Source organism: Mucilaginibacter sp. L3T2-6, assembly GCF_030519355.1.
In the GTDB taxonomy this organism is placed as follows: Bacteria; Bacteroidota; Bacteroidia; order Sphingobacteriales; family Sphingobacteriaceae; genus Mucilaginibacter.
Map to the genome: position 1 here is coordinate 19146 of NZ_JAUMKC010000009.1, position 24178 is coordinate 43323.

The following is a 24178-nucleotide window of genomic DNA, read 5'->3' on the forward strand; positions in this document are numbered from 1 at the left end:
TTTTATTCAAAGTATTCCTTCATCCGCTCAAAGAAACTCTTTTCGTTCTTCCCGGGGTTAGGTTTAAAGTTTGGTGAGCTTTGCAATTTTTCCAGCAGCTCGCGCTCTTCGCGGCTCAGGGCTTTTGGTGTCCAAATATTTACGTGAACCAACTGGTCGCCGCGGCGATAGGAGTTCACTTCCGGAACACCTTTGCCTTTCAGGCGTAATACCTTGCCTCCCTGTGTGCCCGGGTCGAGCTTTATTTTTACCTTACCGTCAATGGTTGGCACTTCAATGCTCGTTCCAAGCGTAGCATCAACAAAGTTTACATGCAGGTCGTATATTACGTTGTTTCCGTCGCGTTTTAATGTTTCATGCGGAATTTCTTCGATCAGGATGATCAAATCGCCAGGCAGACCGCCGCGCGGGGCTGCGTTACCTTTGCCGCTCATGCTCAGCTGCATGCCTTCACTTACACCGGCAGGGATGTTGATGGTGATCGTTTCCTCTCCGCGCACAACGCCATCACCATGGCAAACGGTACATTTTGACAGGATGGTTGAACCTTCGCCATTACAGGTAGGGCAGGTGCTGGTGGTTTGCATCTGTCCCAGGATGGTATTGGTAACCCTGCGTACTGAACCCTGTCCGCCGCAGGTTTTGCAAGTCTGGAACGAGGCCTTATCCTTTGCACCGGTTCCGTCACAGGTTTTACAAGGTATCTGCTTATTAACTTTTATTTTCTTTTCGGCGCCGTTGGCAATTTCTTCAAGCGTGAGGCGTACTTTAATGCGCAGGTTGCTGCCGCGCTGTACGCGCCGGCCACCACCGCTTTGGCGTCCGCCGCCAAAAAAGTCGCCGAAACCACCACCGCCGAATATATCGCCAAACTGGCTGAATATGTCATTCATATCCATGCCGCCGCCGCCGAAGCCACCGCCATTGGCAGAATGTGCATTGGCTGCATGACCAAACTGGTCGTAACGCTGGCGTTTTTCGGGATTACTCAAAACCTCGTAAGCCTCGGCTGCTTCCTTAAATTTATCTTCGGCAGCCTTATCGCCCTGGTTTTTATCCGGGTGATATTTTATGGCCATCTTACGATAAGCTTTTTTTATCTCATCAGCATCGGCACCTTTCGCTACGCCCAATACGTCGTAGTAATCTCTTTTAGCCATATTATTATTTCGGAATTCCGTTTTCGGAATTATTTATTTTTTGAATTATTGATTCAGGAGTTTTTCAGTCAAATGTTCAAATCTTCAGGTCTTAAATCTTAAATTGAACATCCGAAATCTGAAATCCTATTACGCGCCTACAATTACTTTTGCGAAACGGATCACCTTGTCATTAAGGAAATATCCTTTTTCCATTTCATCAATCACCTTGCCCTTCATATCCTCATTAGGGGCAGGGATATTGGTGATCGCTTCCTGCAAGTCGGGGTCGAAGGCCGAGCCAATTGACTCCATTTCCTTCAATCCGTTTTTAGTAAGCGCATTCTTTAACTTATTCTGTATCAGTAAAACGCCTTCTTTCACCGGGGCAACATCAGTTGCATTTTCCATAGCTTTTAAAGCGCGTTCAAAATCGTCAAGAACAGGCAGCAGCGAAGAAATAACATCCTTACCTTCCATTTTGCGGGCTTCCTCACGTTCCTTTATTGTGCGCCTTCTGAAATTATCAAATTCGGCATATAAGCGTAAGTATTTGTCATTGGCCAGTGCCAGTTCTGCCTTAAGGGTATCAACAGGAGATGGAGCATTTTCTTCAGCCTGCTCGTTAATATCCTGTAGTTCGTTATTTTCAACCGTATCGTTTATTTCTTCAGTATTCACCGCTTCTTCTTTCTTTTTTTTCTTCAACATATCGTTAAATTTCATAGATAATAGTGCCAATCAAGTATCCTGCCATTGTTTGAAAGGCGACATCGTGGCAGTGTGTATTTGTTTTTCGGGAAAATGTGGCATTATTTAGTAGAAGTGGCAGTTTTTAGCAGCAGTAATAATGGCGTAATCAGGCTATAGTCAAACAAGTGCCGCTGCCACTTCAAACCGCTACTCCCTTATGCTATCTTTACATCCTCCAGCACTTTGCCATTTTCGCATTTAATAATCCGCGATGGAAATGTACGAATGATATGGTAATCATGTGTAGCGATCAGAACGGCAGTCCCCGACTGGCTGATCTGCTTCAGCAGCAATACAATTTCCTCGGAAGTATCCGGGTCAAGGTTGCCGGTTGGCTCATCAGCCAAAATAATTTCAGGGTCGTTAAGCAATGCACGGGCAATTACTACACGCTGCTGCTCGCCGCCGGAAAGCTCATGCGGCATTTTTTTAAGCTTGGAACGGAGGCCTACTTTTTCCAGGACGTCGAGCGCGCGGTCCGCGATCAGTTTTTTATCGGTCCAGCCGGTAGCTTTCATCACAAACTCAAGGTTGGCTTCAACCGAGCGGTCGGTAAGCAGTTGAAAATCCTGGAAAACAATGCCCAGTTTGCGGCGCAGAAACGGAACTTCGTTTGGTTTGATGGTGTTCAAGTCGTAGCCGCAGGCATAACCTGCGCCATTTGTCAGATTCAGATCGCCATAGATAACTTTCAGCAGGCTGCTTTTTCCCGAGCCGGTCTGACCGATAAGCCAAACAAAATCGCCTTTGTCAATATGCAAATTAACATTGGCCAGCACCAAATGCGACTGCTGGAAAATGTTAACACCGGTAAGCTTTACAATTGAATTTCCGATCATGGTTTCCTTCATTGGTCACCGGTCATCAGTCATTGGAATTATCACCGTTTATTATACGAATGACCACTGACTGTTGACCAATGACAAATTTATAACTCTAATTTAAGGATCTGTCCAAAAGGCAGGTCCTTGATAATATCCATTATATACTGCGCCTTGTCCTGTAAACCAATTTTATCCAGCGACTTATCGGGCCTGTCGACCCGGAAATAAGCCAGCAGCGTAAACTTGTCATCACGCAACTGCACGTAATCGGGAATTTTAGCGACGCCTTTTACTTTTATAATGTGGTAGTTCATTTCAGTCCATTGACCATAGTCCGTAGTTCATAGTCAAAAATGAAGATACCATGGTCTATGGTCCATGGTCTATCGGCTTACATTGCCAGTACTTCTTTAACACGCTCAGCTGCTTCTTTAAGCAGGATGGCCGAGTAAACCTTTAATCCTGATTCATCGATCAGCTTTTTGGCTTCAACAGCGTTGGTGCCCTGTAAGCGAACGATAATTGGCACGGGTATATTGCCTATCTCGTGATAAGCATCAATTACGCCTTGCGCTACACGGTCGCAACGAACAATACCGCCAAATATGTTAATAAGGATCGCCTTTACGTTAGGGTCTTTAAGGATGATATTGAAGGCCGCTTTAACAGTCTCTGCATTGGCTGTACCGCCTACGTCCAGGAAGTTGGCAGGCTCGCCGCCGGCAAGTTTGATAATATCCATGGTAGCCATAGCCAAACCAGCACCATTCACCATACAACCAACGTTGCCGTCAAGCTTTACGAAGTTCAGGTTGCTTTTGCTGGCTTCAACTTCCATCGGGTCTTCCTCAGCTACATCGCGCATAGCAGCAAAATCCGGGTGGCGGAACAGTGCGTTGTCATCCAAATTTACTTTAGCATCTACAGCTAATATTTTATTGTCTGATGTTTTGAGCACAGGGTTAATCTCAAACTGCGAAGAATCAGTAGCATCATAAGCTTTGTAAAGCGCGGTGATAAATTTCACCATATCTTTAAAAGCATCGCCCGATAAGCCCAGGTTAAATGCAATTTTACGTGCCTGGAAACCCTGCAGACCAACTTTTGGGTCGATTTCTTCTTTGTGGATCAGGTGCGGGGTAGAGTGGGCCACTTCTTCAATGTCCATACCACCCTCGGTGGAGTACATGATAATGTTACGGCCTTTTGCCCTGTCGAGCAGCACGCTGATATAAAATTCCTTTGTCTCACTTTCGCCCGGATAATAAACATCCTGCGCAATCAATACCTTGCTTACCAGCTTTCCTTCCGGACCGGTTTGCGGAGTAACGAGTTGCATGCCCAAAATGGCGCCTGCTTTTTCTTTTACTTCATCCAGGTTTTTGGCCAGCTTTACGCCGCCGCCCTTACCACGACCGCCCGCATGTATCTGGGCCTTAACTACCACCCAATCAGAACCGAAGTCCTCTTTCATTTTTTTGGCAGCTTCAACAGCCTGGTCAACGTTCTCGGCCAATATGCCTTCCTGAACCCGAACCCCGAAGCTTTTCAGTATCGATTTACCTTGATATTCGTGAATATTCATGTGTTGTGAAGAATTTGCGGTAAAAGTACTATTTAGTTTTTAGAGATTAGCGGCCGGTGGTTAGTTGTACTGTCACTTTTTTGTTTTTTTAGGGATGGGATGGCTTGGAGACGATAGAAAGCAGCATAATATTTAGCCAGGTAACCATTTAAAGTTTAAGAAAATACCCATTGGGCGATGCATAAACAGCCTGTTCCGTTAAATTGTATATTGAAACATGCTCATTTTAATTGTTTAAATGTAAAATATTTAAGTATTGATAACGAGGTGTTTTAGGTGTTTCGTGCAGGAAAACGGGACGCTTTTATGGTTTATTTCGCCGGGGGTTAACAGGTGTAAACCCCCATGAAGGTATGTGGTTACCAGTATTTCGAAGATAAAATAAATTCAAGTTGTTGTATATCAGTATATTTAATGGTGTTCCGCGTATAAAAAAGGAATGCTTTTACAGTGTCTCGTCCTGAAATAGGTTTACACATTAAGTAAACACGAGATGGACGAAAATTTAAAAATGCTGATCAAACAAGATCATGAACTGGAAGGACTAAGTTATCGTAATTTAGCGGAGAAGTATGGAATGGACCGTACCGAGATTCACCGTATTGTGATGTCAAAAGCAAATAAGGATGTACAAAAGCCGCAGTTAACATCCCAGCCGGTAAAAGAAGAATTGCCGTTGCCGGACGACATTAATGAGCTGAAAAAAGCCCTGCGCGATGCCCGCTTAGAGATTGAATTACAGGAGTTGATGCTGGATATCGCCAGCAAAGAATTTGGTGTCGATATCAGAAAAAAGTCTGGCACCAGGCAGTCCAAATGAAGATGCAAAGCAGCCGGCGAGGTCTTCGCGGGCTTTGCAGACTGCTTGGTTATTCGCCACAGGCGTATTATAAAAACCAAAGCGTATCGCTTAAACAGGGCCTGGCAGAGGACCTGTTATTGAGCCAGGTGCTTATTCACCGTAAGCTTCAGCCTCGTTCAGGCGGGCGTAAGCTACATGAAATGCTCTTGCCTTTTATGCAGGAACATGAGCTTTACATAGGCCGGGACCAGCTGTTTAATTTGCTGCGGGAGAATAACCTGCTGGTTAAAATGCGAAGGTGTAACCGGCCGCGAACCACCGATTCGAATCACTGGATGAGGCGTTACCCGGACCTGGTAAAAGACATCAAAATAAGCCGTGCAAACAGCTTATGGGTAAGTGATATTACCTATATCCGGCTCAAGAATGTCCATTTCTGCTATCTAAGCCTGATTACCGATGCTTACAGCCGCAAGATAGTCGGCTTTCATTTAAGTGATAACTTATCGGCAGAAGGCCCGGTGAGGGCATTGGAAATGGCACTCGATAGCAGAGCAGGGAATGCGCCCCTTATCCATCATTCAGACCGTGGTTCTCAATACTGCTGTGACGCTTATATATCCCTGTTAAAGGATAATAACATTAGTGTTAGCATGACCCAGAGCGGAGACCCCAGGGACAACGCTATTGCAGAAAGGGTAAACGGTATTCTTAAACAGGAACTGCTGACAGCAGCATATGCAACCCTTAGCCGGGCGCATCAATCGGTAGTAACAGCCATTGACATTTATAACCGTTTCAGGCTACATTCCAGCCTGGACATGATGACACCGGAAATGGCGCATACACATGCCGGGCCAATCAAACGCCGCTGGAAAAGCTGGGCAGAAAGACAGGCGGCTGTCCCGGTTTATTAACGAAAAGAAAGGAGACCAGAAAAAGAAAAAAAGAGGCAAAAAAAGAAAAACGTGTTGAAATATGGAAAACTCTACCGAGTTTCCCACATTCCAACACGACAAGCAAACAATAGCAGTTATTCTTTATCTTTACTCATAGTGTAAACCCTATACAGGACTAAGATAAACTGTAAATCTAACACAGGATTATTCATTAAAAAGTGTAAACTTTTTTCAGGACGGCACACAGTTCGCCAGGGGTTGACAGGTAACCCCCATGTAAGTACTTGATTATCAGTGTTTGGAAAATAGCATAAAATTTAAGTTGTTGATTGATAGTGTGTTTTATGGTGTTCCGGGTGTTCCGTAAAAAAACGGAACGCTTACTGTTTTTAAAGGCGGGGTTTGTAGTTGTCAGGATAATAACTCTTCCGATTTTAACCTTGATCTACAAATTTTTCCTCCTAACCTCTAATCTCTAATCACGAATCTCTAACTTAGCGCCCATGCTTAAAGCTAAAGGTATCCATAAATCATACGGACAGCTTCAAATTTTAAAGGGCGTCGACTTTGAAGTCGGCCAGGGCGAAATCGTTACCATAGTTGGTGCATCCGGCGCGGGTAAAAGCACGCTGCTGAATATTTTAGGCACGTTGGACAGACCTGATTCAGGCAAGCTATACATCGATAATATAGAAGTAAGCGGCTTAAGCAATAAAAACTTAAGCACCTTTCGTAATCAAAAAATTGGTTTTATTTTCCAGTTTCACCACCTGTTAGGCGAGTTTGATGCTATAGAAAATGTATGTATTCCTGCGTTTATTGCAGGAACAGTACGTCGGGACGCGGAGAAGAGAGCCGCAGAATTACTAAGATTACTCGGCTTGGGTGAGCGCATGAATCATAAGCCTAACGAGCTTTCAGGCGGTGAGCAGCAGAGGGTGGCTGTTGCCCGGGCGCTGATCAATAACCCGTCGATAATTTTTGCGGATGAGCCATCAGGCAACCTGGATTCGGCCAATTCGCTGGAGCTGCATGAGTTGTTTATCCGGCTGCGCGAAGAGTTCAATCAGACTTTTGTGATTGTTACCCATAACCAGGATCTGGCCGATATGAGTGACCGCACCGTATTTATGAAAGATGGGCTGATAGCCTGATGCATGATGAATATACTGATAACAGCCGCCACGTCTGCTGAAGCGCATAAGCTGAAGAACCAATTTGCCCATGACAATGTTATTTTAGGCGATTACACCGAACTGCCTGGTTTTATGAAAATCATAAAGCTGCCAAGCCCGGCGTCGATGTCGTACGCACATGAAATGCTTACCTTGTGTTTGGATGAAGGGATAAAACGGCTGTATGCTTTGAAGGAAGACGAGTGGCGATTGCTGAACGAGGCAAAGCAATTGTTTGCAGAATACGGGATCGAATTAGTCCATAGACCATAGTCGATGGACCATAGGATTAAACCTCTTTAACTATGTAACCCTGACTAAAACCATGGTCAATGGACTATTGTCTATCAACTTATGAAACTACACACTATCGATACCGGCTTTTTTAAATTGGATGGCGGCGCCATGTTCGGCGTGGTACCTAAAACGCTGTGGAGCAAAACAAATCCGGCGGATGAAAACAATCTTTGCACCTGGGCCATGCGGTGCCTGTTGATCGAGGACGGCAAACGGCTGATTTTGGTGGATACAGGCATTGGCAACAAGCAGGATGAAAAGTTTTTTAGTCACTATTACCTGCATGGCGATAGTACTATGGACAAATCGCTCGGAGCGCTGGGTTTTCACCGCGACGATATTACTGATGTGTTTTTAACTCACCTGCATTTCGACCACGTGGGCGGTGCGATTGTTCGCGACGGTGACAAATTAGTGCCTGCATTCAGAAATGCTGTTTACTGGAGCAATGCCCAGCACTGGGATTGGGCTGTCAATCCAAATGACAGAGAAAAGGCATCGTTTTTGAAAGAAAATATCCTGCCGATAAACGAAAGCGGTCAATTGAAATTTGTGGCTGCAGAAGACGGCGTGAATTTTTGTGAGGGCGTAGATGTCCGGTTTGTGTACGGGCACACCGATGCTATGATGCTGCCGCTAATCAGCTATAAAGGGAAAAAGATATTGTACATGGCAGATTTGCTGCCTTCAACGGGGCATATCCCGCTGCCGTATGTGATGGCTTATGATATGTTCCCTTTGAAAACCCTGGCCGAAAAGAAGATCTTTTTGAACGAGGCGGCTGAGAAGGGATATGTGTTATTTTTTGAGCATGACCCGGTAAATGAATGCTGTACCTTGCAGCAAACGGAGAAAGGGGTGCGGTTGAAGGAGGTGTTGAAGTTGAGCGAACTATAGAATTTAAAAGCCGGCGGTTCGAAAAGACGCTATGTTTCGCGTCTTACTAAATCAGAAAACTTTCCCACAAAATATTCTTTTCCAACACGCCTTTTATCAAATGAATATTATTTGTATATTCAACGTCGTCAGGAGCTTAAGTCCTAAACCGGAAAAAGTAGCCGGAACCAATTAAACCAAATGGGATTTTTTTGTTTAAGTTATAGCTGAAAAGAATGTTTGCCGCACTACAAAAACCGTGCAATAAATATCATAAAATCAGCATAATGTAATTATTTATTTATTTGAGAATAAGTGAAAAAATCTTATAACAATTTCGTACCTTTGCACGTTCATTTCTAAACATAGAATCGAGGTTAATAAAATAAATGAGACAACTCAAAATAACCCAATCCATTACCAACCGTGAGTCGCAGTCGCTTGACAAATACCTCCACGAAATTGGTAAAGTTGACCTGATAACAGCCGAAGAAGAAGTAATATTAGCTCAGAAAATAAGGGAAGGTGACCAGGCTGCTTTGGAGCGGCTTACAAAAACCAACCTTCGTTTCGTAGTATCAGTAGCGAAACAATATCAAAACCAGGGACTTACCCTTGGCGACTTAATAAATGAAGGTAACCTGGGTTTGATTAAAGCTGCCAAACGCTTTGACGAAACTAAAGGGTTTAAATTTATATCATACGCCGTTTGGTGGATCCGCCAGTCGATATTGCAGGCTATCGCCGAGCAGTCGCGTATTGTGCGTTTGCCATTAAACCAGGTAGGGTCATTAAGCAAGATCAGCAAAGCTTTCTCAAAGCTGGAGCAGGAATACGAACGTGAGCCGTCGCCTGAAGAGTTGGCAGATATGCTGGAAACTACCGTTGATAAAATATCTGATACCCTGAGCAACTCGGGCCGCCACGTGTCGATGGACGCGCCGTTTGTACAGGGTGAAGAAAATACATTGCTGGATGTACTGGAAAACCAGGAGCCAAACACCGACTCTATCTTAATCAACGAGTCGCTTTCGGAAGAAATCAAACGTTCCCTATCTACTCTTACTGAACGTGAGCGAGAGATCATTGTACTGTTCTTTGGTTTAGGTACCAATCATCCGCTATCACTGGAAGAAATAGGCGAGAAATTCAATCTCACCCGCGAGCGTGTGCGTCAGATTAAAGACAAAGCTTTACAACGTCTGCGTCATACATCGCGCAGCAAAATCCTGAAATCTTATTTAGGGTAATTTTAAGAAGCAAAGACAACTAGATAAATAGAAGCCGGAAGAAATTCCGGCTTTTTTTTGAACCGTAAAATTTTTGATTTTTGGTACTGATGGTTGAATGCCTTTTTTAGCCGATAATAAAGCTTTTCTTGTTGAAAAACTATATTTTTAAGGGCTGCATTCCGCAAGTCCTGTATCAATTAAATGCACCTGAAGTTTTATTGTGTTTTTTGGCTGTTTATTGTCACCATCGTTTCCGCGGCGAGGGCACAAATCTGTACCGGTAGCTTAGGTGCGCCGGTAGTCAATGAAACTTTCGGGCACGGCGCGCAATATGATGGCGGGCCGGAACTGCCTTCTGGCGAAACCAGCCTGCATTATGTTGCCGGCCCCGGTTGCGGCGGCGAGGACGGTGAATATTCTATTTTACAGCGTATGGGCTCGTCATGCAAGGGCGGTACATGGCAAGCCATTGCACAAGATCATACCGGCGACCCCTATGGATATATGATGGTGATCAACGCTACCCTTGAGGCCAGTCTGTTCTTTACTTATAAAGTTGATGGCAGCAAGCTTTGCCCTAATACTACCTACCAGTTTGCCGCCTGGATAATGAATATTTTGCGCCCGGTGCCGCAAACGCAAGGTTTTTCGCGGCCTAATATTACCTTCAGAATTGAGAAAGCTGATGGCACATTGCTAAAAGAATACAATACGGGCGATATACCCGAAAGTGAAGACCCCACCTGGGTGCAATACGGTACATTTTTTACCAGCCCCGCTGATGGCTCTGATTTGATAGTCAAAATGATTAATAACGGACAAGGTGGGAATGGTAACGATTTGGCACTGGACGACATTACGTTTAGCCCATGCGGGCCGCTGATTCAAACCGGTTTTACTACCCTTGGCAATATAGAGCCAAAAAGCAGCTGCGAGAAAGATAATTTGGATTATACGTTGGTTGCCGCACAGGAAGGCTACGACGATCCAGACTATAAATGGCAGGTAAATAAAAGCGATGGCAATGGCTGGATGGATATTCCCGGAGAAAAGTCGCTAAGCTATCATTTGGTTATCCCTAACGCGCCACCGGGTAAATATCAATACCGCATAGGTGTATTGAATAAGGCTATAATAGGCGCTGAACAATGCCGTATTTATTCCGATCCCCTCACCATTAACGTTTATGCTCCACCCGATCTGGTACTTGCCGAAAACACCAGCGCATGCATCGGACAGCCTTTACAATTAAGGGCAAGCGGCGCCGATACGTATTTGTGGACCGGTCCCAATAGCTTTACTTCCACGGAAAACAGCCCGGTAGTAACCCAAAGCGCGGACCCGGGCTATGATGGCGTCTATAAACTGATGGTAACAAAAAACAATTGCCCGTTTTTTACATCTACCACTGTTAAGGTGTATATTGCTGCCAGCGTACAGCCTATGACGGACATGCAAGTTTGCGAGGGCGATGCCGTGCAGCTGTCGGTACAGAGCGCTAATGCCACACATTTTAAATGGGAGCCTGCCGATGGCCTCGATCACGACGACATCCCTAATCCGGTGGCAAGACCGTCAGCTACCATACGCTATACTGTAACCGTTAGCAACGATGGATGCGCCACGCTTAAGCCAACTTCTTCGTTAATGGTGACGGTTTTAAAACGGCCCAAAGCAGATGCCGGTAATCCACTCAGAATGTTTGAGGGACAAACTGTAAAACTCTCAGGGACTGCCGTCGGGGATCATGTGTCATACTACTGGACGCCTTCGGATTACCTTGACAACCCTGCATCGCTTGCGCCGGTTTGCAGTTCGACTAACGATATTACTTATACCCTGCATGTAGTTTCCGGCGTAGGTTGCGGCGAGGCTACCAGCAGCGTATTTGTAAGGGTGTATAATTTGCTTACGGTAATAAACAGCTTTTCGCCGAATAACGACGGGATAAATGATACCTGGTATATAAAGAACATAGAAAATTATCCAAAGGCTGAAATCAATGTTTATGACAGGTACGGGTTGCCTGTTTTTCATACTGTCGGTTATACTAAACCCTGGGATGGCGAAAAAGATGGGCGCAGGCTTCCCGTTGGCACCTATTACTATATTATCGATTTAAAGGATGAAAATATCCCTAAGCAGTCAGGGTGGGTTTTTATTGTGCGATAAAAACTTGTCACTTTGTTCCCTGGTAGTTCTATAAAAGCCTTTTTCCCTTCTTCAAAATAACATTTTACCGTAATCTTTTCGATCCCTGTAACTATGTATTGTAAACCGCCGTCTATTGGATAACAACAGAAACCAATGCGCAGGCTGTATTTATTACTAATCATTTTCATGAATTGCGGGGCAGCATTGGCCTCGCCCGTAAAGGGTATTCCTCCAGGTGATGTGCGCTTTAATAATGCCCTCTATGCCCGCGACCCCGATCCTTCACCCACAGCCGAATTTAAAACTTTGATTGTTCCGATAAAAAGAGCAGGCAACCTGATAATTGTAGAGGCCCAGGTAGATACGCTGGAAGGCAATTTTGTACTGGATACCGGGGCGCCTTACCTTATCCTGAATGCAACTTATTTCCGCCAGCTGCCGAAGATAGATGACCAGGAGGCGGGTGGTATCAACGGTACTTCACAAGGCTCTTTTACCACTTACGTTCATAATTTTAATATCCTGGATTTAAAATACAGCAGGCTTACCGCCGGTGTGGTTGATTTGTCGTTCATCGAAAACGGCCGCAATCTAAAGATACTTGGACTATTGGGCACGCGCTTGTTTTCAAAGTTTTCTATCACGGTCGATCTTTTTAAAAATGTGCTGTATATACAAAAGCTTGATGCTAAAGGTAATGTTCCTGAAAAAGAGCAGCTTTTCCGGGATAAATTAATGTCAACACCGTTCGCCCTTATGAACGATGTAGTTTTTTTAAAAGCATCAGTAAATGGCAAAACGTTTTGGTTTGCGTTCGATTCTGCTGCCGAAACAAACCTTTTTGATTATGACAGGTCCAAAAGGTTGCCAGGCGCCTTCAAGGTCGTCAGCCGCTCAAAAGTTACAGGATTGGGCGGCTCGAAACTGGAAGTGCTTTACGCCCGGTTTGATGAATTAACGGTCGGCGGGCATGTTTTTAAAGAAAATAAAGTATTATTGACTAACCTTGAAAAAATGGGAGAGTCGTACGGGCATTCTGTTGACGGAATTTTAGGGTTTGACTTTTTCGCAAGGGGAATATTCAGCATCAATTTTGTGAAGAAGGAATTTGATATGTATAATTTATAAGGCTACAAATGAGGCGCAGCGGCTACATCATATTGTTTTTTGTATTGCTTTTAAGCAGTGTGAAAACCGTTTTTGCCCAAAGCAGGAATAATCTCTTTATCCAGAACGATGTGCTGGTTTTGGAATTAGATGTTAATTCCCCCGCGCCGGTGTTAGACAGCATCCTGAAAGTAGCCGGCGTTGCTGCTGAAAATACGCCAAAAATAAAGGCCGGCGACTTTAAGCCGATGGCTGATGACGGTTGGAGCATGATAATGCGCAATGGTAACCTGGTCACCTTCAACCGTCCGTTGGCCGAATTGAATGATAACCCGCAGGATATGCCGCTCAGGATAACTGTCAATTTGCCCCAGTTTGATGGTGAACCGGGGTATCCGAAGGATGTTAAATACGGGATAAACAGGTTTAAAAAAAACACGGTATACGGTTTGTCTTCAGGACTTACCAGGTTCGTTCTGCCGGGGTACTTCCGCGCGAAACGAGTGTTTTTGTCGGGTAGCTTTAACCAGTGGAGTACCCTGAAGGGCGCTATGAAAAAGATTGAAGGGGGCTGGATTATAGACGTTAAACTGGAGCCGGGTGTTTATGCATATAAATTCATCACCGACGGTCGTTGGACTACCGATCCGAATAATCTATTACAATCCGACGATGGGGTAGGTAACACTAACTCGATTTTTTACAAGTATAATTACACGATAAAGCTGAAAGGTTATTCCTCTGCAAAAAAAGTGGTTTTAACCGGCGATTTTAACAACTGGGACAACAATGAAATTACGCTGCAAAAAAGGGGCAACGTATGGGAAAGGCCGCTGTATTTAAGCGAAGGCAAGCATGCCTATCATTTCCTGGTTGACGGACGGAAAGTAAGCGACCCTGTAAACCCGTTAAAACTGAAAGACGGCGAAAGTAACCTTAACTCATTGCTGACCGTCGGCGGGACGGTAAGCTTTAAACTGGCCGGTTATGAAAATGCGAAGAAGGTTTATGTTTCCGGCAATTTTAATGGCTGGAAGCATAACGATCTGGCCATGGATAAGACCGCAAATGGATGGGTATTAAACACTACGCTCGCCGCTGGTAATTACCAGTATAAGTTTATTGTAGATGGCCATTGGATCACCGACCCGGCTAACCCCAACTATGCAAAAGAGGGGGGAATAGAAAATTCTTTTTTGTCTGTAAAACCAAATCAAACATTCAGGTTAAAAGGATACAGCAATGCAAAGCGTGTTACGCTTACAGGTAACTTTAATTATTGGGAAGGCGAGGGATATACCATGACACATGCAGGCGACGAGTGGGTGATCAGCGTTTATTTAAAGCCGGGTAAGTGCTTGTACAAATTCAGGGTTGACGGCAAATGGATAATTGACCCTGCAAACAGCCTTTGGGAGCCAAACGACAGGGGGACAGATAATTCCGTGCTGTGGAAAGAATAGGTGAGAGGACAATGGTAAAAGGCGAAAGGTGTCGATTTGTCATTAAAGAATTGCTTTTACCTTTCATCTTTTGCCTTTCGCCTCAAATATTTACCTTTAGCCGGTTCCTCTTATCAAAAATATCATGACGACGATACCCATTTACCAGGCCGATGCATTTACCGGCAGGCTGTTTGGTGGTAACCCGGCAGCAATTTGTCCACTAAAGGAGTGGCTGCCCGACGAACTAATGCAAACTATAGCTGTAGAAAACAACCTGGCTGAAACTGCTTTTTTTGTAAAAACTGCGACGGGTTATAAGTTGCGGTGGTTTACACCGGAATACGAAATAGACCTTTGCGGCCATGCTACGCTGGCCTCTGCCCATATATTGTTTACTGAGTTGGGGCACGAAGGCAATACCATACATTTTGAAACTGTAAAGGCTGGTACGCTTACCGTAAAACGAGATGGTGATAAATATGCGATGGATTTTCCATCACGGCCGCCTATCCATATTGATGCACCAAATGGATTGATTGAGGCATTGAGCGAAAAGCAGCCGGTGGAAGTTTTGCGGTCGAGGGATTATTTTTTGGTTTACGAATCCGAGAGCGATATCCGCGATATATCACCTGATTTTTTCGCTTTATCAAAAATGGATACTGTTGGTGTTATAGTTACGGCGCGCGGCGACAATTCAGATTTCGTTTCCCGTTTTTTTGCACCTGGTGCAGGCATCCCGGAAGATCCCGTTACCGGCTCCGCTCATTGTAACCTGATACCTTACTGGGCTGAAAAGCTCGGCAAAAACAAGCTGCACGCCTACCAGCTATCGGCCCGGGAGGGCGAGCTTTGGTGCGAGCTGAAAGGAGAGAGAGTTTTGATGAGCGGTAAGGCGGTTACTTATTTGAGAGGCGAGATTTTTGTTTGATTTCGGATTGATCTGAATTTTAATTCCAAAATCGAAAATCCGGCTTCCGAAGTCCGTTAATACCCTACGGTAAACCGTTCCTTTATATGCGCCGGCCTTTCCAACTCATCGGCAATAGCGACGGCAAAATCTTCCATGGATATGCGGCTGTTGCCATGCTCATCGGTTATTAATTGGTCTTTACCGGTTTTGAAGATGCCGGTGCGCATCCCAGGTTCAATGTAAGCAGCGGGACTGATATACGTCCAGTCAATTTCCTTTTCTTTCTGATATTCTTTCAGGGCGTCGCGGTGAGCAAGAGCAGCGGGCTTGAATTCTTCAGGAAATCCGGGGGAGTCAACCAATTGTACGCCTGGTGCGACTTCCAGGCTACCGGCGCCGCCTACTACTATCAACCGCCTTACGCCTGCCTGTTTCAATCCGTTCAGCAATGGTACAGCAATTTCAACAATGGTTGATGGTGTGGCTCCTTTGGTGAAATTGTATGCACTTACCACCGCATCATGGTCGAACACGGCGGCTTCCACATCCTGTGAATTAAAAATATCGCCTTTGGTCACATATAGGTGGTCATGTATTTGTGTGTAATCTTCCGGGTGACGCATAACGGCAGTAACATCGTGCCCCCGGTTTAAGGCTTCAGTAACAACCCGGCTGCCAATATTGCCGGTGGCTCCAAATATTGCGATTTTCATAGTTAGTTATATAAGTTGTAAAGGTTTCAGCCGCCAAAAATGTTTTGGGAAAGCCGTTAAAAGCGAAAGGTAAATGCAAAAAGAGCATACAAAATTCAACCGGTTGCAGCTAAAACCTTTCGCCCTTAACTTTTTGCCTTTCGCCTTAAAAAAGGCATGGAAAAATGAATTTTTTATAATTACTTTACAGGTTCGGATTTTTAAGGAACGGGACAACGTAAATGCAGCTTACTAAGTTAGAAATCAAAGGGTTTAAGAGCTTTGGCGACAAAATTACTATTAACTTTAACGAAGGTGTAACTGCGATTGTTGGTCCTAACGGCTGCGGGAAATCCAACGTGGTGGATTCTATCCGCTGGGTGCTGGGCGAGCAAAGCACCCGTATGCTGCGCTCCGAAAAAATGGACAACGTTATATTTAACGGAACCAGGAGCCGTAAAGCAGCTAATCTTGCCGAAGTTTCCCTCACCTTCGATAATACTAAAAATATCCTCCCGACTGATTTTTCGCAGGTAACCCTGACACGCAGGCTATACCGCAGCGGGGAAAGTGAGTACCGCCTGAATGACGTGCAGTGCAGGCTGAAGGATATTACCGACTTGTTTTTGGATACCGGAATTGGCGCCGATTCCTATTCTATCATTGAACTTAAAATGATAGATGAAATCATCACCAATAAAGAAGGTTCGCGTCGTAATTTATTCGAAGAAGCTTCAGGCATCTCTAAATACAAGTTGCGCAAAAAACAAACCTTCAGTAAGCTTAAAGACACCGAGGCCGACCTGGAAAGGGTAGAAGACCTGCTGTTTGAAATAGAGAAGAACCTGAAGACGCTGGAGAACCAGGCTAAAAAGACAGAGAGATATTACCAGCTGAAGGAGCAATATAAGGCCCTAAGCATTACGCTTGCATCATTCAGGATAGCTTCCTTCAGCGAATCATTGAGCAGGATAGAAGAACAGGAGCAAAAGCACAAGGAAGGCAAGTCAGGTATTGTTACGCAGATTGACACGCTCGAAGCATCGTTGCAGCAGCAAAAGCTGGATAGCTTAACCAAGGAAAAAAATCTGTCGGTACAGCAAAAAGCCACTAACGAATATGTATCGAAGATCCGGGCTTACGAAAGCGAAAAAAAGATAAAGAACGAGCAGCTTAAATTTCAGCAGGATAAGGAGACGAGGCTAACGGAAGAACTGGAAAAGGACAAAACCCAGCTCAACCACGTCTTGTACAACATCAAGCGTTTATCGGAAGAGAAGCTCCAGGAGGATGAAACTCTTGAAAAAGTGCGGGCACAGGTTGCGGATTTAAAGGAAGCTGTTGATGATCTTCGAGCGCAGCAGGCCGAAGAGCGTGCCGGACTAACTGAGCTTACCAATATAAATACCCGCCTGCAAAACCAGGCCTATAAAGCCGAAAAAGACCTTGATATCCTAAAAATACAGGAGCAGGCCCTGGAACAGGAAAGCCAGCGCAATATGGAAGATGCCACTAATAAAGAGGCAGAACTTTCGCATTTTAATACGGTAGTTGATAATTTAAAGCAACGCGTTGAGGCTGCTGAAAGGGACTATAGCGAGGCTGTTGATTTTGAAACAAAGCTGCAAGAGCAAATAGCATCGGCGGAGGCAGAGCTGCATACGGTACAGGAAACCATTATCCGGGAAAGCCGCAAGCTGGATGCTAAACAAAATGAGTACAATCTTACTAAAAGCATGGTCGACAACCTGGAGGGTTTCCCGGAGTCGATACGTTTTTTGAAAAAGAATACAGAGTGGTCTAAGAATGCGCCGCTATTCAGCGACATCTTGTTTTGTCGTGAAGAATACCGCGTAGCGATTGAGAATTACCTGGAGCCGCTAATGAACCATTACGTGGTTTCTAACTACACTGAGGCAATAAAAGCCATCAACCTGCTCAGCAAAGCCGCACAGGGACGCGCTCAGTTTTTTGTGCTGGATAGTTATGAAATCACACCAGGTTTTTCGGAGAAGCCGGAGTTGGAAGGTGCTATCCCGGCTTTAAACGTAGTGGAAGTGGAACGCCAGTACCAGCCGCTTTGCGAACACTTGCTTAAGAACGTTTACCTTGTGAACGATGATAATGACCATGCGCTAAACAACAGCTCGTTACCCGATGGCGTGGTATTAATAGGCAAGAGCGGTAAGTTTAATAAGGCAAAGCATACCATGGCAGGCGGCTCGGTAGGGCTATTCGAGGGTAAGCGGATCGGTCGCGCCAAAAACCTGGAGGCTTTGCTAAAAGTTATTAAACTGATCGATCTGGAGGTTGCTGAATTAAAAGCGCGTTTTGATGCTTTGCAAACCAGGCTCACTGAATTAAAAGCTGCCGGGAAAGCTGCCGAAATCAAGCAAAAACAACACGAACTTAACCTGCTCAACACAGAGTTGATCACCGTCAAAACCCGGCAGGAGCAATACCAAACCTTTATTGAGAACAGCCTCAACCGTAAAGAAGATATCGCCCGTAAAATTGAAAGCATAAAAGAGGAAACGCAGGCGCTGATACCACAACTTGAGGATTTAAAGGCACAAAGGCAAACCCAGGGCGAATTACTAACCGAAAAGCAACAGGCTTTTAACGAGCTGAACGAATATGTCTCAGTAAAATCAAATGCCTATAACCAGGAGAATATCCGCTTCCATCAGCAGCAGAACAAGGTATCGGGATTGATTAAAGATTTAGATTACCGCGAATCGCAAAAAGAAAACCTGGAAGGCCGGATACAGGTGAACGCCGCCGAACTGGAAAAAGTAAAGCTTGCGATACAGGAAAACCTGCAACAGTCTGACAATTCAGACGATGATTTGCTCGGGATGTACGAGCAAAAGGAGTTACTGGAGAAAGCAACCCAGCAGGCGGAGCAGGAATATTACGCATGGCGCGGAAAGATCAGTGAAACGGAGGAAGAAATATCGGCATTGCGAAAGAAAAAGGATAATGCTGAGCTGGTAGAAAACGAGCTGAAGGATGAACGGAATAACCTGAAGCTGGAATTGAATGCTTTAAAAGAGCGCTTATCCGTAGAATTTAATATCGATATACAGGATTTACCGGAAGCTGAAATTGGCGAAGGCGAAGATGAGCAGGATATAAGAGAAAAGGCAGAGCGTCTTAAAAAACGCCTTGATGAGTTTGGCGCCATTAACCCGATGGCCGTTGAAGCATATAACGAGATGAATGAACGTTACACCTTCATCCAGGCGCAAAAGAAAGATTTGAGCGATGCGAAAGCCTCTTTGCTGGCTACGATCCAGGAAATTGATGATACGGCTAAAGAAAAGTTCATGACCTCGTTTACATTGGTGAGAGAAAATTTTATCAAGGTATTCCGCTCCCTGTTTAACGAAGAAGATTCATGCGACCTGATACTGACCGACCCCCAAAGCCCGCTCGATTCCGATATAGATATTATCGCGAAACCGAAAGGCAAGCGCCCGCTATCTATCAATCAGCTATCAGGCGGCGAGAAAACATTAACAGCAACTGCTATCCTGTTCTCGCTTTACCTGCTTAAGCCGGCGCCATTCTGTATTTTCGATGAGGTTGATGCGCCCCTTGATGATACCAACATCGATAAGTTCAATAATATCATCAGGGAATTTTCCAAAGAGTCACAGTTCATCATCATCAGCCACAATAAACGCACTATTGCCAGCACCGACATAATTTATGGTGTAACCATGGTAGAGCAAGGAATATCCCGTGTAGTCGCTGTTGACTTAAGGGAATTAGCCGATTAGCGAAGTGAAGGTGAACCGGCCGGTATAAAACGCCTGTAACCGTATATAATAAAAGGGTGAAAGGCACGCAAATTGGCATCCTTTCACCCTTTACCTTTAGCCTTTACCTACTTCTTCAGCTTCACTTTCTTAAAATTAAACACCATACCCTGGAACTTGTGTTTGTTCAACTCGATAGATTTATCGTGGGAAGCGGCAAGTGAGAATGTTTTACTCGCGTCTGCTGAAATACTTTGGATCACTCTTTTAGCGGTGCCGAAAGTGCCTGTTTTTACATAGTTAATAGCGTGAGCCAGCAATGCTTCTGACGGATCGCCGAATTCGACAGTGAAATCATCAAAATCATTAATGCCGTTGTAACCACCGGAACCCGGAGTCATGCCATCATAGTAACCACCCTGTCCGGCAGCGTTTTTAGTTTCAAACTCCGGCGTAAACATGGTATACTTATTTATATTAATATCAAAGAAGCCTACAGGCTTGCCATAGCTTTGCTCGCCGATTAACTGCACATCTACAACGGGGCGCAGGTTGTTGATAGTAAGCTCGCTTGCTGATGCAGTGCTGCCGGTTATAATAAAAAATACACGGTTCACATTCAACGACCCCTTCTTAACGAAGTTAGGCTTGTTGTACTGCGAATTTAATGAGTAGTCAATTTGTGAAAGGTTATATAAACTGCCATTGCCGTCACGGCGCACCTGATTTTTCAGCAGTGTTTCTGTATTCGATGTCAGTATGCTGTTAAAGGTAGTAGTGTACATTAAACTACCATTCTTAGCAGATGGCACCAGGTAATTGTCGATATATTCTGCTGTAGAAACATAACCGCCGCCATTATAGCGTAAATCCACAACTACGTCGGTAACATTGGCAGTAGCGAATTTAGCAAACACAGCATCCAGTTTTGGGTCGGCATTAGCATCTGACGTAAAGCTGTTAAATACAAAATAACCAATTTTTTTGCCGCCGCCAACATCCAATACGGTATCTTTTAAAACGGGGTTAACAGTGTAAGTTGCTGCGCTCAGATTGACATCGAACGTAGTTCCGTCCGGCTTTTTGACGGACATCTTAATCGTTCCGCTGTTAAATACTGAGTTATATACATAATTTAAGTTGGTGCCAGAGCCATCTCCATAGGTATGGCCGCCGGAAACGCCGTCGTAAGAAATATTTGAGTTGTTGTTCACACTCATGATGCGGTAACCCCGCCGTATGCCTGCCAAAGCAGCCGGTGAGCCTGGATACACGTAAACGAAGCGGATATCATCAACCGCATTGTAGTTATAATCAAAACCAAAGTCTCCCTTTACACCATTCAGGGCGCCCGTCTCTGTACCATCGTCAATAAACGAATATTTTGCCCGGCCCGGATCATATTTGTAGTATTCGTAGGGTTTACCGGTCGCAGGGTTTATGGCATACTGCGATAGTGCATCCATCTCGTTTGACAGCGCTGTCAAGGGAGCGGAATTGGTAAATGAACGCGGCTTAAAGTCAGCATAGCTGGGTAACTGGTCATTCCACAAATAATTTTCCTTAGCATACAGCCAGATCGAATCCTGGGCAAGCTGGATGGTTGTCCCGTCTTTTGATGGCTGCGTAAGGTCTGTACCACCACCGGTGCTGCCCCCGGTAATTTTTTTATCTTTTTTGCAGGATGATATTAATCCGGCTGACAAAATAATAACTAAGTAAAATATTTTCCTCATATCAATTATGTAAGTAGTTTCTTTTCAAACAGGTATTTAAACGGAAATAAATAAACTATGTTATTATTCCGGCTTATAAAAAATTGTTGACGTTTAAATAATCAATGCCGCTCGCTTCTGCACAAATCCTGTCTGTTTCGGAGTTTTCAATCATCAATATTTCGCGCCGCTGCAAGTTATAATCTTTTATCAATAAGTCAATAACATCAGATTCGGGCTTTGGCTTAAATTCGTCTGTAAAGTACACGGTTAAATACTGCTCCAGGCCGTGCCATTCTGTTTGCTTTATCTTATTTAGCTGCATTTCGCGGTTACCGTTGGTAACTATAAATATTTTCTTTCGGTCGACAACAATATCCTGCAGTAAATTCAGCATGTTTTGATAAAGAAGCAGCTTTAGCGGCAGCCTGGCGGTTATCATTAAGTCCCTTAGCCCGGCCCGGTATTTTTCATCTACCTGCAATTTTGCTTTCAAATTGTCAAATACCAGTTCTTTTCCCGCGGTAATATACGTATCAATCATCAGGTCGGTTGTCTGCTTAGCGTCAATCAGGGTTGTATATTCCAAAAGCCCGCCGAATAGGTAATAAACCTGATATAAATAATCCTTTTCAGGGTAAAGCACATCATCCAACTCAAATATAAATGCCTGTTTCCGGCTGTCGATATCAGTATAATTCATTGCAGGTACATTATTTAATATCAGAACGGCCTTAGCCTAAGCATCGCCGCCCCCGCATCTTCTCCATAATTGCGGTTTTTTGCGCTGATATAAATTTTTTGTAAAGATAATAACCGCCTTGCCTACATTTGCTATGAACACATTATAAACCATGGATGTAATTAGCGCTGTCGCAAAAAAATTGCAGGTAAAACCTGGTAAACGCTGGCTGTTTTATGATGCACCTGAAAATTATTTGGCGATGATGAATCCAATGCCCGAAGAAGCCAAGGCAGTTTTTGATTTAGACGGCGATTTTGACGGCGTACAACTATTTGTAAAAAACAGCGCTGAATTAAAAGACCGCTTAAAAATCATTATGCCGTTTTTAAAACCTGATACCATCTTTTGGATAACCTATCCTAAGAAAAGCTCAGGCATTCCCTCGGATTTGGAAATGATGAGTAGCTGGGATGAACTTGCTCATTATGGTTATAACGGCGTGGCAGCGGCAGCCATTGACCAAACCTGGACTGCATTACGTTTCAGGCCCATAGGGCAATCAAAGGTTTCGGACTCGTGCAACCAGGAAATCAAAAAGAATGACTATGCCAATTACATCGATGTAGATAACAAGCAAATTAAGCTGCCTGCCGAAATGCAGGACATATTAACACCGGTACCTGCCGCTATGGAATTTTATCAAAAACTTTCTTATAATAATAAAAAGGAATATGTGATTTGGATATTATCTGCCAGGCAGGAAAAAACAAAGAACGAGCGGCTGCTCAGGCTGGTTGAAAAGCTATCGGCAGGCAAGAAGAATCCGTCGGAAAAGTAAACCTCATTTATGCACGTAGGGATGGGGCGCTCTATGCCCCTTTTTCGTTTTATCACTTTGAAAAGCTGATACATCTGTCAACTACGCGTGAACCCAACTTCGTTTAAAAGTTTTAGTCGGTAGTGCCTGAACCTATTTTTAAAAATTTGAAATTTAATTTTGTGTAACCAAATGGTTTCGCATATATTTGTAACTGAAAGGTTTCATAAATATGCGCAGAGATGTTTTCCAGGCGATTGCCGACCCCACACGACGAGAGATTATTGGACTGCTGGCTAAGCAATCATTGAATCTCAACGCTATTGCCGATAATTTTGAGATCAGCCGCCCGGCCGTATCTAAACACATCAAAATTTTAACGCAATGCGGATTGATAACTATTAAACAGGAAGGCCGGGACAGGTATTGCAAGGCTAATTTTAGCAGGCTGAATGAGGTATCGGCCTGGGTAGAGCAATACCGCAGATTTTGGAGTGAAAAGCTGGACGCATTAGGTGATTTCCTGGAGAAAGAGACACAGAACGAAAATCTGAAAACTAAATAATCAAAAAACTATGAACACAGAACCATTTGTTATTGAGCAGACTTATAACGCTACTGCCGACCGTGTTTGGCAAGCTATTACCAACAAAGACAAAATGAAGGAATGGTATTTCGACCTGAAGGAGTTTAAGCCCGAAGTTGGCTTTGAATTTCAATTCTGGGGCGGATCGCCGGAGCAACAGTACCTGCATCTTTGCAAAATTACTGAGGTCGTTCCCGGTAAAAAGCTTACGCATAGCTGGCAATACGATGGTTATCCCGGCGAGTCTTTTGTAACCTGGGAGATTTTTGATGAGGGTGGTAAAAGCCGCGTAAAGTTAACCCATACCGGCTTGCACACCTTCCCGCAGGTAACCAAGGACTTTTCAAGAGAAAGCTTTACCAAAGGCTGGACGTACATTACCGGCACATCTCTTAAAAATTACCTGGAAAAGGAATAATATTTTATTGGCAGAGGCGCAGCATTTGCGCTTCTGCTGTTAATTTTGCCGAATGACAGAGCAACAGCCAAACAATAAGCTTCATGGTAAAACCCTCGAAATGATATTGAATGAGCTGGTTGCCTATTACGGCTGGCCTGAGCTGGGTTACCGCATTCGCATTAATTGCTTTTTGGATAACCCCAGCATCAAATCAAGCCTTACTTTTTTGCGCAAGACTCCCTGGGCAAGGAAGAAGGTCGAGGATTTATATTTAAACACCCGGTTTAAATGAGTCAAACTTAGCCAACCTTTAAGTTT

The 24178-nt window shown here is 44.3% G+C and carries 23 protein-coding genes; 15 read left to right on the forward strand and 8 right to left on the reverse strand.

Features of this window, described 5'->3' with window-relative positions; all coding sequences use genetic code 11:
* Nucleotides 1–2 precede the first annotated feature (2 nt).
* From dnaJ to sucC, 5 genes are all read right to left on the reverse strand, one after another.
* Nucleotides 3–1160, reverse strand: a complete 1158-nt coding sequence (dnaJ, locus tag Q3W13_RS11670) for a molecular chaperone DnaJ (protein ID WP_302863957.1) — start codon at nt 1158–1160, stop codon at nt 3–5.
* A 129-nt stretch (nt 1161–1289) separates the two neighbouring features.
* Entirely contained in the window at nt 1290–1865 is a 576-nt protein-coding gene (gene grpE, locus Q3W13_RS11675; protein ID WP_302863959.1) for a nucleotide exchange factor GrpE, read from the reverse strand.
* 182 nt (nt 1866–2047) lie between these two features.
* Nucleotides 2048–2731 carry a cell division ATP-binding protein FtsE gene (locus Q3W13_RS11680; RefSeq protein WP_302863961.1) on the reverse strand — a complete coding sequence of 228 codons (684 nt, stop codon included), beginning with the start codon at nt 2729–2731 and terminating at the stop codon, nt 2048–2050.
* An 89-nt stretch (nt 2732–2820) separates the two neighbouring features.
* Nucleotides 2821–3030 (reverse strand): fructose-6-phosphate aldolase, encoded by a 210-nt coding sequence (locus tag Q3W13_RS11685; protein ID WP_302863963.1) that lies wholly within the window; start codon nt 3028–3030, stop codon nt 2821–2823.
* Between the two features lie 77 nt (nt 3031–3107).
* On the reverse strand, nt 3108–4301 hold the full coding sequence (gene sucC, locus Q3W13_RS11690) for an ADP-forming succinate--CoA ligase subunit beta (protein ID WP_302863966.1): 1194 nt from the start codon (nt 4299–4301) through the stop codon (nt 3108–3110).
* A gap of 493 nt (nt 4302–4794) precedes the next feature.
* Here sucC and Q3W13_RS11695 point away from each other — a divergent pair, with 493 nt between their 5' ends.
* From Q3W13_RS11695 to Q3W13_RS11740, 10 genes are all read left to right on the forward strand, one after another.
* Entirely contained in the window at nt 4795–5121 is a 327-nt protein-coding gene (locus Q3W13_RS11695) for a hypothetical protein (RefSeq protein WP_302863967.1), read from the forward strand.
* Nucleotides 5118–6020, forward strand: a complete 903-nt coding sequence (locus tag Q3W13_RS11700) for an IS3 family transposase (protein ID WP_302863968.1) — start codon at nt 5118–5120, stop codon at nt 6018–6020. The genes Q3W13_RS11695 and Q3W13_RS11700 overlap by 4 nt, the downstream gene beginning before the upstream one ends.
* 485 nt (nt 6021–6505) lie before the next feature.
* Nucleotides 6506–7156 carry an ABC transporter ATP-binding protein gene (locus Q3W13_RS11705; RefSeq protein WP_302863970.1) on the forward strand — a complete coding sequence of 217 codons (651 nt, stop codon included), beginning with the start codon at nt 6506–6508 and terminating at the stop codon, nt 7154–7156.
* A gap of 3 nt (nt 7157–7159) precedes the next feature.
* Nucleotides 7160–7450, forward strand: coding sequence for a hypothetical protein (locus tag Q3W13_RS11710; protein ID WP_302863973.1), 291 nt, complete (start codon nt 7160–7162; stop codon nt 7448–7450).
* Nucleotides 7451–7531: 81 nt separating this feature from the next.
* Nucleotides 7532–8371 (forward strand): MBL fold metallo-hydrolase, encoded by an 840-nt coding sequence (locus Q3W13_RS11715; protein WP_302863976.1) that lies wholly within the window; start codon nt 7532–7534, stop codon nt 8369–8371.
* A 368-nt stretch (nt 8372–8739) separates the two neighbouring features.
* Nucleotides 8740–9600 (forward strand): RNA polymerase sigma factor RpoD/SigA, encoded by an 861-nt coding sequence (locus Q3W13_RS11720; protein WP_094570678.1) that lies wholly within the window; start codon nt 8740–8742, stop codon nt 9598–9600.
* Nucleotides 9601–9783: 183 nt separating this feature from the next.
* Nucleotides 9784–11754, forward strand: a complete 1971-nt coding sequence (locus Q3W13_RS11725; RefSeq protein ID WP_302863984.1) for a gliding motility-associated C-terminal domain-containing protein — start codon at nt 9784–9786, stop codon at nt 11752–11754.
* A gap of 168 nt (nt 11755–11922) precedes the next feature.
* A complete protein-coding gene (locus tag Q3W13_RS11730) occupies nt 11923–12864 on the forward strand; it encodes a pepsin/retropepsin-like aspartic protease family protein (RefSeq protein WP_302863986.1) in 942 nt (313 codons plus the stop codon).
* Between the two features lie 8 nt (nt 12865–12872).
* Nucleotides 12873–14306 carry a hypothetical protein gene (locus Q3W13_RS11735; protein WP_302863987.1) on the forward strand — a complete coding sequence of 478 codons (1434 nt, stop codon included), beginning with the start codon at nt 12873–12875 and terminating at the stop codon, nt 14304–14306.
* Nucleotides 14307–14430: 124 nt separating this feature from the next.
* On the forward strand, nt 14431–15219 hold the full coding sequence (locus tag Q3W13_RS11740; protein WP_302863988.1) for a PhzF family phenazine biosynthesis protein: 789 nt from the start codon (nt 14431–14433) through the stop codon (nt 15217–15219).
* Between the two features lie 56 nt (nt 15220–15275).
* On the opposite strand, the gene Q3W13_RS11745 is transcribed toward Q3W13_RS11740, so the two are convergent.
* A complete protein-coding gene (locus Q3W13_RS11745; RefSeq protein WP_302863989.1) occupies nt 15276–15914 on the reverse strand; it encodes an NAD(P)-dependent oxidoreductase in 639 nt (212 codons plus the stop codon).
* A 221-nt stretch (nt 15915–16135) separates the two neighbouring features.
* Between Q3W13_RS11745 and smc the strand changes: the two genes are divergently transcribed.
* The gene (gene smc, locus Q3W13_RS11750; RefSeq protein ID WP_302863992.1) at nt 16136–19678 is read left to right on the forward strand and encodes a chromosome segregation protein SMC; all 3543 of its coding nucleotides are present in this window, start codon (nt 16136–16138) and stop codon (nt 19676–19678) included.
* 107 nt (nt 19679–19785) lie between these two features.
* Here smc and Q3W13_RS11755 read toward each other — a convergent pair whose 3' ends face one another.
* Both Q3W13_RS11755 and Q3W13_RS11760 read right to left on the reverse strand, forming a co-directional pair.
* A complete protein-coding gene (locus Q3W13_RS11755) occupies nt 19786–21393 on the reverse strand; it encodes a S41 family peptidase (RefSeq protein WP_302863995.1) in 1608 nt (535 codons plus the stop codon).
* A 73-nt stretch (nt 21394–21466) separates the two neighbouring features.
* Complete coding sequence (locus Q3W13_RS11760; protein ID WP_302863996.1) at nt 21467–22075, reverse strand: HAD hydrolase-like protein; 609 nt, start codon at nt 22073–22075, stop codon at nt 21467–21469.
* 151 nt (nt 22076–22226) lie between these two features.
* On the opposite strand from Q3W13_RS11760, the gene Q3W13_RS11765 reads away from it, so the two are divergent.
* From Q3W13_RS11765 to Q3W13_RS11780, 4 genes are all read left to right on the forward strand, one after another.
* On the forward strand, nt 22227–22895 hold the full coding sequence (locus Q3W13_RS11765; RefSeq protein WP_302863997.1) for a YdeI/OmpD-associated family protein: 669 nt from the start codon (nt 22227–22229) through the stop codon (nt 22893–22895).
* Nucleotides 22896–23106: 211 nt separating this feature from the next.
* A complete protein-coding gene (locus Q3W13_RS11770; protein ID WP_302863999.1) occupies nt 23107–23439 on the forward strand; it encodes a helix-turn-helix transcriptional regulator in 333 nt (110 codons plus the stop codon).
* Between the two features lie 10 nt (nt 23440–23449).
* Nucleotides 23450–23878 carry an SRPBCC domain-containing protein gene (locus Q3W13_RS11775; RefSeq protein ID WP_302864001.1) on the forward strand — a complete coding sequence of 143 codons (429 nt, stop codon included), beginning with the start codon at nt 23450–23452 and terminating at the stop codon, nt 23876–23878.
* Between the two features lie 52 nt (nt 23879–23930).
* Nucleotides 23931–24152: a VF530 family protein gene (locus Q3W13_RS11780; RefSeq protein WP_302864003.1), complete on the forward strand. Its 222-nt coding sequence runs from the start codon at nt 23931–23933 to the stop codon at nt 24150–24152.
* Nucleotides 24153–24178 lie beyond the last annotated feature (26 nt).

Excerpts from the sequence above, each read along its gene's own strand:
- sucC (WP_302863966.1), bottom strand. The coding sequence starts at position 4,301 with ATGAATATTCACGAATATCAAGGTAAATCGATACTGAAAAGCTTCGGG.
- Q3W13_RS11730 (WP_302863986.1), top strand. The coding sequence starts at position 11,923 with ATGAATTGCGGGGCAGCATTGGCCTCGCCCGTAAAGGGTATTCCTCCA.
- Q3W13_RS11700 (WP_302863968.1), top strand. The coding sequence starts at position 5,118 with ATGAAGATGCAAAGCAGCCGGCGAGGTCTTCGCGGGCTTTGCAGACTG.
- Q3W13_RS11710 (WP_302863973.1), top strand. The coding sequence starts at position 7,160 with ATGATGAATATACTGATAACAGCCGCCACGTCTGCTGAAGCGCATAAG.
- Q3W13_RS11745 (WP_302863989.1), bottom strand. The coding sequence starts at position 15,914 with ATGAAAATCGCAATATTTGGAGCCACCGGCAATATTGGCAGCCGGGTT.
- dnaJ (WP_302863957.1), bottom strand. The coding sequence starts at position 1,160 with ATGGCTAAAAGAGATTACTACGACGTATTGGGCGTAGCGAAAGGTGCC.
- Q3W13_RS11735 (WP_302863987.1), top strand. The coding sequence starts at position 12,873 with ATGAGGCGCAGCGGCTACATCATATTGTTTTTTGTATTGCTTTTAAGC.
- Q3W13_RS11755 (WP_302863995.1), bottom strand. The coding sequence starts at position 21,393 with ATGAGGAAAATATTTTACTTAGTTATTATTTTGTCAGCCGGATTAATA.
- Q3W13_RS11770 (WP_302863999.1), top strand. The coding sequence starts at position 23,107 with ATGCGCAGAGATGTTTTCCAGGCGATTGCCGACCCCACACGACGAGAG.
- grpE (WP_302863959.1), bottom strand. The coding sequence starts at position 1,865 with ATGAAATTTAACGATATGTTGAAGAAAAAAAAGAAAGAAGAAGCGGTG.
- Q3W13_RS11775 (WP_302864001.1), top strand. The coding sequence starts at position 23,450 with ATGAACACAGAACCATTTGTTATTGAGCAGACTTATAACGCTACTGCC.
- Q3W13_RS11760 (WP_302863996.1), bottom strand. The coding sequence starts at position 22,075 with ATGAATTATACTGATATCGACAGCCGGAAACAGGCATTTATATTTGAG.
- Q3W13_RS11765 (WP_302863997.1), top strand. The coding sequence starts at position 22,227 with ATGGATGTAATTAGCGCTGTCGCAAAAAAATTGCAGGTAAAACCTGGT.
- Q3W13_RS11740 (WP_302863988.1), top strand. The coding sequence starts at position 14,431 with ATGACGACGATACCCATTTACCAGGCCGATGCATTTACCGGCAGGCTG.
- Q3W13_RS11705 (WP_302863970.1), top strand. The coding sequence starts at position 6,506 with ATGCTTAAAGCTAAAGGTATCCATAAATCATACGGACAGCTTCAAATT.
- Q3W13_RS11715 (WP_302863976.1), top strand. The coding sequence starts at position 7,532 with ATGAAACTACACACTATCGATACCGGCTTTTTTAAATTGGATGGCGGC.
- Q3W13_RS11780 (WP_302864003.1), top strand. The coding sequence starts at position 23,931 with ATGACAGAGCAACAGCCAAACAATAAGCTTCATGGTAAAACCCTCGAA.
- smc (WP_302863992.1), top strand. The coding sequence starts at position 16,136 with ATGCAGCTTACTAAGTTAGAAATCAAAGGGTTTAAGAGCTTTGGCGAC.
- Q3W13_RS11685 (WP_302863963.1), bottom strand. The coding sequence starts at position 3,030 with ATGAACTACCACATTATAAAAGTAAAAGGCGTCGCTAAAATTCCCGAT.
- Q3W13_RS11695 (WP_302863967.1), top strand. The coding sequence starts at position 4,795 with ATGGACGAAAATTTAAAAATGCTGATCAAACAAGATCATGAACTGGAA.
- Q3W13_RS11680 (WP_302863961.1), bottom strand. The coding sequence starts at position 2,731 with ATGATCGGAAATTCAATTGTAAAGCTTACCGGTGTTAACATTTTCCAG.
- Q3W13_RS11720 (WP_094570678.1), top strand. The coding sequence starts at position 8,740 with ATGAGACAACTCAAAATAACCCAATCCATTACCAACCGTGAGTCGCAG.
- Q3W13_RS11725 (WP_302863984.1), top strand. The coding sequence starts at position 9,784 with ATGCACCTGAAGTTTTATTGTGTTTTTTGGCTGTTTATTGTCACCATC.